Origin of the sequence: Nocardiopsis sp. RV163 (assembly GCF_001029525.1) — a bacterium.
In the GTDB taxonomy this organism is placed as follows: domain Bacteria; phylum Actinomycetota; class Actinomycetes; order Streptosporangiales; family Streptosporangiaceae; genus Nocardiopsis; species Nocardiopsis dassonvillei.
Genome location: NZ_LEKI01000062.1, coordinates 21,194 through 30,161, shown reverse-complemented (window position 1 = coordinate 30,161; position 8,968 = coordinate 21,194). Strand labels below are relative to the sequence as shown.

Below are 8,968 nucleotides of genomic sequence, written 5' to 3'. Positions count from 1 at the left end.
TCCCCGGAACGCGTGTCCCCGCCGCACCGGTCGAACCGGTTACCCGGGCACAACACGGTTCACACGTGCGGTCCCTGGCCTGAACCGGACACCTCCCCTTGCGTGATCGACCCGCGACACAGGGCGACGGATGGCAGGCTGGTGTCCATGCCCGAGCGACACCGTCGGTTCCTGCGCCCCTGCTCCGGACTCCTCGCACTCGCCCTCACCGCCGCGCTGGGAAACCCCCACATCCTCCTCGCGCCGTGCGCCCCTCCCGCGCACACCACGCCCGTCACCGCCCCCGCCGCGGAGGCCGACCCGCGCCGCAAGGCCCTCCGCGGCCGCCTGCGCGGCCGCTGCCCGGGCCCCCGCGGGCCCGAACGCGGGATCATCCCGCGCCCCCGCTGCTCCTACGACTGACGCACGCGCCCCGACGGCGCCGCCTCCACTCCGCCGCGACACGGCCTCCCCTTCGGACGCTCCGCGCGGGCAGCGGGTTCGCCCGCGCCGCACGGCCCGACGCCGCCACCGCGTTCCCGCGTGTCCCTGCGTCCCGGCTCGGACCGCGTCGACGAAGCGGTACCCGAACTGCTCCAGCCGTGCCCGGGCACGGGGCAGTTCCTCGTCGGTGAACAGAGGCGAGAACTCCGGGCGCAGCACCAAAGGACCTGGCAGTCCCGGAGCACCCCGGCACCGGCTACATCAGCGAATCCAACGCCGCCAAGGCGTCGCGGCGGCGCAGCAGGTCGTGGAAGGGCTGGTTGCGGTAGTTGCGCAGGCACCCGTAGCAGGAGGTTTCCACACCACAGTCGCACTCGCTCAAACGCTCACGCGCGGCCTCCAGCACCCGGTCGAAGTGCCCGGCGATCCGCTCCGCGCCGCCCGCGCCGCCGGGCACGGTGTCGAACAGCACGAGTGCCATGGTTCCCGCAGCGCGCCGGAACATCGCCCCGTCGATGTCATCGCGGCTGATGTCCAGCGCCGCGGAGGCGCCCTCCAAAAGCGCGTACAGCAACGAGTGGCGTGTCTCGGGCGAGACCCGCCCCATGTCGAGCTGGCCGCCGAAGGAAATCTCCACGATGTCGGTCTCGTAACGGTGGGCCAGTGACAGGTGCCGGGGCGGACCGGTGCACGTGGTGCCCTTGAGCGGATTGGTGTGCTCGGTGGGCACCTTCTTGCCGACGCTCACGCGTGCGGTGCCCCAGCCGCACCAGTCGCAGATCAGGTAGCCCGTCCCAGCCGGACCGTCGGAGACGGCCACCAGCTCGCCGCGGCTTCCCGCCCGGCAGTGCACCTGTCCGCCTCCGGGCAGCGGCCAGGAACGGGTGACCGGTTCGGCCGCCAACCGCAGCACGTGGGTGAACCCGTGCCAGGTCTGCTCGGGCGGTTTCGTCCCGGCCGGCTGCACCTGCGAATCGGCCACGAAGCCGAACTCCGGGACGATGTACCTGGTCGGCGCGCCCCGGGACGCGCTGCCGCACGACTGACACGACGGTCCCAGCGCGTCCTTGGACTGGTCGTAGAACCCGCACGCCTCGCACACTCGGTAGTGGAAGGGGTGCAGCGCCCGCCCGGGCAGGCGGTACACGCCCGCCGAGGTCCACCGCTTGCCGCCTGCGACGATGGAGCTGCCCGGCGCGTACTCGTAGATGGCCGAACGCCGGTCGCGCGCCAGCTCCAGCTGACGTCCCACGGTCTCCCCCGAGTGGTGGGTGCGCAGTTCCACGGTGTCCACCGGGAACCCGTACTTGGGCAGCACGTTGCGCGTGGCCAGAAAACCCAGCAGGGAGCGCTGTACGACCGTGTTGATGGTCTTGAGGAAACGCTCGGCCAGTCCGTCCCTGCGGGCCTGGAACGCCTCCAGACGCCGCCGTTCGAAGTCGGCCACGTCCTGTTCGACCTCCAGGCGCAGGTCCTCCAGGAGGCCGCACAGTTCCTCGACCCAACCGCCGCCGTCCACGTCGATCTCCCGCGCGACGGCCTCGGGCAGGACGCGCCGCAGCGACGTGTCCACCCGCTCCGGGACCGGCGACAGGAAGTCGAGCACCCGCGTCACCGGGGCGGGCCGATCCCCACCGGGCAGGAAGAAGTCACCCACCCGGTTCCAGGTCTCACCGGTCTCCCGCGCCCAGTGGCGGAAGAACGCCGCCAGCGCCACCGAGTGCGCGTGGCGCCGGTCGATGCGCACGTTGCCCAGCGGAACGAAGGGCGCACGCACCTTCCCGGCGATCATCTTCTCCGGTTCCTGGTAGCGGAACAGGTCGTGGGAGCGCCGCTGGGCGTAGGTGACCACCAGCGCCGACGAGTCGCTGCGCCGTCCCGCGCGCCCTGCCCGCTGCACGTAGTTGGCCGTGGTCGGAGGCATGTTGCGCATGAACACCGACTGCAGCTCGCCCACGTCCACCCCCAGTTCGAAGGTGGTCGAGCAGGACAGGGCGTTGACCCTGCCCTCGATGAAGTCCTGCTGGATGCCCGCGGCCACCTTGCTCCGCCACTGCGCGGTGTGCTCGCGGGCCGACAGCGCCACCGGGTTGAGGTTGCGGTACAGGTACCGGTAGTGGTCGGTGTCCTTGTCGGGGTCGGGGATCTCGTATGGCAGCAGGGTGCCCGAGCAGTTCATGGTCGGGCACACCCCGCGCACCGACACCGGGTGCAGCCTCCGGCAGCTATCGCACTGGTAAGGGGCAGTCTCGGGAACCACCAGGGACACCTCCAGCGCTCGGTGGTCGACCTGGTGGACCGTACCGGCCCCGAGGACCTCGGACGATGCGAGCCAGCCCCCTCGGGCCGCGCGCAACAGCTCCCACACCTTCCCCAGCACCATAGCGGGGGGAGCCGAGGAGCCCAGTTTCTCCAGGACCCTCCGGAGGTAGTTCAGCCGCCGGTTCTGCCCGGCGGTGGGCAGCCAGCTGATCACCTTGCGCCTTCGGTCGGCGCCCTCCAGACGCACGTACACCGGGCCGGACCGGGGCGCGAACACCTCGTCGTCGGGCGCCACGTCCTCGGGCATGGTAAGCGCGCCTTGCTGCCGCAGCGTGCGCACCAGCTCCCCGAACAGGTCCCACACCTCATCCTCGGTCAGGCCCAGGTCCCGGGTGAAGGCCGGGGGGAGCCGGATTCCTTCGGGACGGGTCAGGTCGACCCTCAGCAGGCCGCGCCCCTCCAGGGACTGGCGGTCGTCGGTGCTGACCAGCTCGCTCATGACCCAGGGCGCGGCGATGGCCGTCCGCTGCCGTTTGGAGACCCAGCGGTCGAACTGTCCGGCGCGCTTGGCGGTGCGCACGGTGGCGTCCACCAGGTCGTCGATCCGCAGTTCGTCGTCGGGGTCGTGGATGGCGTCCAAGCCGTCGAGGATGAGGCGTCGGCGCTGGTAGAGCTGGTAGGTGCCTTCCAGGTAGGGGGCGAAGAAGGCGGCTGACTGGCGGCTGTCGCTGAACATCAGCAGTTTGCGGCCGCCGCCTGGCCGGTCGGCGGTCTGTGCGTCGGGCGCTTCGGGCAGGGCCTGGTACAGGGCCGTGGCCACCACGGCGGGGGAGGCGTCGTGTCCGCTCTCGAACCTGCGCAGCGTGCTCTCCCCGAGCGCCCCGCAGTTGAGGCAGCGTGCGGCCCGGTCGCCGCGTGTGCGGATGAGTCGCACCTGGCGCAGGGAGCGCTGGCGGCAGGTCACCGCGCACGGAGTGGCGGGTGAGGGCGCCAGTGTTCCGCAGCCGGTGCACAGGTAGCGCTCCTGCGGGTTGACCTTGGTGGTCTCCTCCAGGGTGTCGTCATCGTCGTCCAGGGCGATGGGATTCGTGCCCAGGTGCAGCCATTCGGGGCTCTTGTGCCGGGCGGCGGGCGGCACCAGGCGCTCGCCCGCTCCCTCGGCTGTGACGGTGCCCACGACGTAGAGGTCTCCGCAGCGCTTGCACGCCCCGAACTCGAAGGCGGGCGCCTGGCAGTCCACACAGGTCTCGTGCCGGGCCAGCGACACGTGCGGTCCGCTCTCCGACAGGCACGTGAAGGCGCCGTCGGTGGCCCGGGTGAACAGGTGGTAGCGGGTGGACAGCAGGGGAGAGCCGTCGGAGTCGCGGACCGCGCTGGCCAGCGCCACCAGGTCGGCCAGCGCCCGCACCCGGTCGTCCTCGGACAGGTCGGGGCCGGTGGTGTCGGGCACGGCCTCGAACAGCTCCCGTGCCAGGTCCTCCAGGGCCTGGGGGCCGCCCCGGGCCAGCAGGACCCGCAGGTGGTTGAGCCGTTTCTCCCCGGCCAGCAGCGTGAACGCGTCGGGCGCGTGTCCGCCGTGGCGGGCCGCGGCCCTGCGCACCGTTTCCCCGGTGTCCTCGGCAGCGGCCAGGGCGCGGTACTCCACCGCGGGCAGCGGTCCCCACGTGGTGTCGGGCACGGTGTCGCGCGGGGTGGAGTGGATCAGGTCCTGGCGGTCGGGGTCGCCGTCGTCCCATTCGAAGGGGGCGTGGAAGAGCCGGCGGGCGAACTCGGTGACGGCCCCCGGGTCGTCGCCGACCGTCGCGCTGGTCGCGATGCACTGGAGGTCCCGGCCGGGGGCCACGCGGTCGCGCAGCCGCCGCAGCAACATCGCCAGTTCGGCGGCCTTGGCGCCGTCGTAGACGTGCGCCTCGTCCACCGCGATGAACTTCCAGTGCCCGGCGTACTCGCCCTCGAACAGGTCCAGGTCGGCCGGGCGCAGGAGCAGGTACTCCAGCATGGCGTAGTTGGTCAGCAGCAGGTGCGGCGGGCTCTGGCGCATCCGCTCGCGGCTGAGCAGTTCGTTGGGCAGCGGGTCCTGCCCCGGGTACAGCTCCTGGAAGGACTCCAGCGCCTCGCGCTCGCTGTGCTTGGTCTCGCCGGTGTAGCGCCCGAAGGTGATGTGGGGGCTGTGCGCCAGCAGTTCCTCGCGCAGCCGCTTGAGCTGGTCGTTGGCCAGCGCGTTCATGGGGTAGAGCAGGATCGCCCGTACTCCGGGGCCCAGTTCGCCGCGCTCGTGCTGGCGCTGGAGCTCGTTCAGGATCGGCAGCAGGAAGCTCTCGGTCTTGCCCGAGCCGGTGCCGGTGGCCACCACCAGGTTGCGCCCGGCGCCCGCCTTGCGGACCGCCTCCTCCTGGTGGCTGTACAGCGGCCGGTCCAGTCGTACGGAGGGGCCCGAGGGGGAGGCGAACCCTGGTGACAGGACCCCCTCCTCGATGAGCTCGCGCGGGGTACGCCCCGTCTCGTAGGCGGGGGTGGCCTCCAGCAGCGGGCCCTTGCTCACCTGCTGGCTGCGGTCGATCTGTTCGTGCAGCGCCCCGGCCAGCGCCGGGTCGCGGATGGGCAGCAGTGAGCGCAGGTAGCGGCGGTAGGCGCCGCTGACCGTCGCGCTGACGTCGATCGGATCGATCTGGGCGGTCATCGGAGGGTCCTCACACGTGGAAGCGGTTGACGGGGGTCGGGAGGGGGCGGAGCGGCTGTCCCGGGACGGCCGCTCCGGTCGCGTTCAGGCGGTGCGGAAGAGCCCTTCGCCGGGACGGGGGCCGCGGGCCCTTCGCTGGGCGAGGTGGGCGCGTTCGGCTCCGGCCAGGGCCAGTTCGGCCAGGACGATGTCGATGCGCACGAGGTCGGGGGCGCTGCGGGCCAGGTCGCTCCACAGGGGTCGGTGCGCCTGGGCGAGCGGGACGAAGGCGGGCACCGACCGTGCGGCCAGCCGTGCGGTCAGTGCCATGGCCAGGGACACGGTGGGCAGGTTGCGCCAGCGCGAGGCGCCGACGGTGTACCGGGGCTCCAGTAGTTCGGTGACCGGACGCCGGTAGACCGGCGAGAGCTTCCCCGCCGCGGACAGCACGTTGCGGGAGAGCTCGGCGGCGTCGCGGCGCAGCCTGTGCAGTTCCGCCTGGTTGCGGGCTCGGAAGAGCCCCAGCGCCGCCTGGGTGCGCGAGTCCTCGTCGAGCAGGGCCCGCGGTACGACCCCGGCCTCGCGCCAGATCGCGGTGATCTGCTCCTCGGGCATCAGGGCCAACTGCTCGGTGGCGGCGTCGAAACGTCCGGCGTGGCGCGCCGGGTCGGTCTGTCCGCGCAGCAGCGCGGTGGCCACCGGCCCGCACCGCCGTTCCAGCTGCTCCAGGAGTTCGACGTGCTCGGGGGAGGGGGCGTCGGGGTCGATGAGCGGCAGCAGGTCGCTGGTGGCCAGGGCCGCGGCGGAGGGCAGCCGGTGCCACAGTTCCGCGGCCTGGTCGGCTGGGACGCGGCCGCCCGCCGCCACCGTGACGATCCCGCCGCTGACCAGGGAGTGCACGCTCTCGTCGGGGGCGGGTTCGGCCGCCCCGTGCGCCAGCAGAGCCGCCACGGGGGAGCGGCCGAGCGCTGCGGCGCAGGCCTCGACGCGGTCGCCGGACACGCCCGAGCGCGACAGGACGCGGTGTCCGCCCAGGACCCGCCACAGGCGTACGGCGTTGTCGTGCGTCAGGGGCAGCTCGGCGATCCCGGACCCCTCAGCGAAGGCCGCGCACAGCAGCTCCTCCTCGGCGTCGGCTCCCTCGGGGCGGCCCGGCAGGTCGCAGCCGACCGTGTTGGGATCGTCCGGCTCGGGCCAGCGGGGCCAGTCGCCCACCGACCACGGGTCGTCCACCGCGAGCAGGATCCGCACCGGCCCGGCGGTCCCTTCCGGCAGGGTGAACCGGCCGTCTGCGGAGACGGGCACGACCGTGGGCGCACGCCACGGAGCCCCGCACTCGTACACCGCCGCGCTGACGTCGTCGATGCCGGGAAAACCGTCGAGGTGGACGACGTTGTCGTGCACCGAGGCCCCGACGGCGAGGCGCCGCGGCCGGATGACGGCGACGGGCACCAGGGTCTGACCGTGGGCCAGGACCAGGCGCAGGTGACGCCGCGCGGCCGCGGTGTCCACCACCTGTCCCAGGGGGTAGCGGTGGGCGTGGGAGCCCAGGGAGGCACCGGCCTCGACCTGCTGGACGACATCGTCGCCGTGCAGGACGTGCAGCGGACCGGGACGGCTCTGCCCGCCCTCGGGCAGGCGGACCACCAGGTCGCCGTAGTCCGCGATCGCCTCGCAGTCCAGCCGGAGCGGCCTGGTGCGCCTGCGCGGCGCGTGCTCGCGGGTCAACAGCAGGCTCATGTGCGGCGGGCTGACGGTCACCGGCAGCACGGACGTCCCCGAACGCAGCGTGGCGGGTAGCGCCGGGGTGTCGGCGGGGAAGGAGAGCAGGGCCGGTTCGGCCTCGGCGCCCCCGGGAGGGGACAGCCGGGACCGTGCGGGGGTGAGCCCCGCGGCCTCCAGGAGGCGGGTGGCGGGCTCGTGGAGTGCCCCGAAGCCCTCGGCGACCGTGATCTGGCGGCTGATGCCGCGGCCCAGTGGGCCGCGCACGCTCACCGTGAAGGAGCCGACCACCGTTTCCCCGCCCTGGAAGAGGGGCACGCGCTTTCCGGAGTCGGCCCGGGTGCGCCAGAGCAGCCGCCCCTCCTCGGCGGAGCGGACCTCCACCTGCCAAGGCACCGGGGCGCCCTCCGGGGCGGGGAGCACGACGGTGGGCCGCTCGGCGTGGACCGGCGCGCCGTGCTGCGTGGTCACCCCCGGAATCGGGTCCGACGCCTCCAGACGCGGCCGCTCCCTGCCGCGCACCCGGTGCTCTGGGTGTCCGGCCAGGCCGATACGCGCGTCGCGTGCCAGGCGCAGCCGCAGCAGCGCCCACCCCTCCCAGCCGTAGGGCACGTCGTAGCGGCCCAGCTCCTCGACCTCCTCCGACACCTCCAGGGCGGCGATGGAGGGGTGCAGCACCCATACCGGGCCCGGCGGCAGCGCGGTGTCGGAGCCCACCGGAGCACCGGCGTCGTCGAAGATCAGCAGGGGGTCGTCCGGGTCGACGAGGGTGAGCTGTTCCCGGACGCCCAGTCCCCTGGGGGTCACACTCACGGTACGGGCGGGCCGGGGCACGGCGAACACCGTCTGCTCGGCCGCCCCGCTGCCCCACCGGTGCCCTCCCGACACGGTGTGGGTGTCGTCGTCGGTGGTGATCTCCCAGAACACGTCGAGGTTGGCGCTGTCGTCGAGCACGGGCAGGACGACGTGGACTCCGTGGACGAAGGGGTCCAGACGCAGCCGGGGCCGTGCCGAACGGGGCCGGGAGGAGTGGGAGAGCGGGTGCCGGGGGAGCGCGCCCCGGCTGGCGGCGCGCTCCAGGGCGGCGACCGCGGGCGCACGGAACCGGCGGGGCAGCCCCACCTCGCGGGGCGCGGCGTCGGGGTCCTCGCGCAGCAGCTCCAGCAGGTGCATGCACCGCTCGATGGTCTCCAGCGCGTAGTCGCCGCCGGAGGAGATGAACCTGCCGGCGGGCATGTCCAGGTCCTTGAGCCGGTGGCGGCCGGAGACCGCCCACAGGTGGAACCCGTGCGCGTCCAGGCCGGGCTCCACCGCGCCGCGGTGCAGCAGCAGGTCGAAGACGTCGCCCAGGCAGTAGGTGGGGATCCCCGAGTGCATGAGGATCGGGTCCACGTAGGGATAGGTCATGCCGGGGAAGGCGTCCACGCCCAGGATCTCCAGGGACCGCAGGAAGCGGGTGCCCCAGGCGTCCGCCTTCTGGCGCGGGGCGGGCACCCCGGTGGTCTCCCACAGAGCGGGCCAGAAGGTGCCGCTGGCGTAGCGACTGGTGGCCACGCCCACGGTGACCGCCGCCGTGCAGGCGGGCCAGCGGTGCAGGTCGGAGCGCCCGTACACGCCGATCTCCTCGGTGAAGACCGCTCCCAGCGCCCGTGCGGCCTGGTCGAGCTGTCTCTGGTTGAAGGGCGCCTCGGAGACGAGTGAGACCGACTCCAGGTGCGGGCGCCACTCGGCCTCGCGCAGGCCGAGCAGTTGGCGCGGAGTGACCTTCTGTGGGCTGGCCTGAGGTTCCTCCTGCTCGAAGGGCAGGGGAAGGGGCATGGACATGGCCGACTCCAGGGGTGCGTCGTTGGGACGGAGCGGTAACGCCGACGCCATCAACATAGGGACTGGGTGAAAACATTG

General features: G+C 73.0%; 3 protein-coding genes. 1 reads left to right on the top strand and 2 read right to left on the bottom strand.

The window, feature by feature from the left end; genetic code table 11:
• The first annotated feature begins 147 nt into the window (after positions 1-147).
• Positions 148-402, top strand: coding sequence for a hypothetical protein (locus ABD54_RS13220; protein WP_047869775.1), 255 nt, complete (start codon positions 148-150; stop codon positions 400-402).
• A 277-nt stretch (positions 403-679) separates the two neighbouring features.
• On the opposite strand, the gene ABD54_RS13215 is transcribed toward ABD54_RS13220, so the two are convergent.
• Together ABD54_RS13215 and ABD54_RS13210 are read right to left on the bottom strand one after the other, a co-directional pair.
• Positions 680-5,365, bottom strand: a complete 4,686-nt coding sequence (locus tag ABD54_RS13215; RefSeq protein ID WP_047869771.1) for a DEAD/DEAH box helicase — start codon at positions 5,363-5,365, stop codon at positions 680-682.
• A gap of 84 nt (positions 5,366-5,449) precedes the next feature.
• The gene (locus ABD54_RS13210) at positions 5,450-8,890 is read right to left on the bottom strand and encodes a hypothetical protein (RefSeq protein WP_047869770.1); all 3,441 of its coding nucleotides are present in this window, start codon (positions 8,888-8,890) and stop codon (positions 5,450-5,452) included.
• Positions 8,891-8,968 lie beyond the last annotated feature (78 nt).

Coding starts and splice junctions, on each gene's coding strand:
- ABD54_RS13215 (WP_047869771.1), bottom strand. CDS start 5,365: ATGACCGCCCAGATCGATCCGATCGACGTCAGCGCGACGGTCAGCGGC.
- ABD54_RS13210 (WP_047869770.1), bottom strand. CDS start 8,890: ATGTCCATGCCCCTTCCCCTGCCCTTCGAGCAGGAGGAACCTCAGGCC.
- ABD54_RS13220 (WP_047869775.1), top strand. CDS start 148: ATGCCCGAGCGACACCGTCGGTTCCTGCGCCCCTGCTCCGGACTCCTC.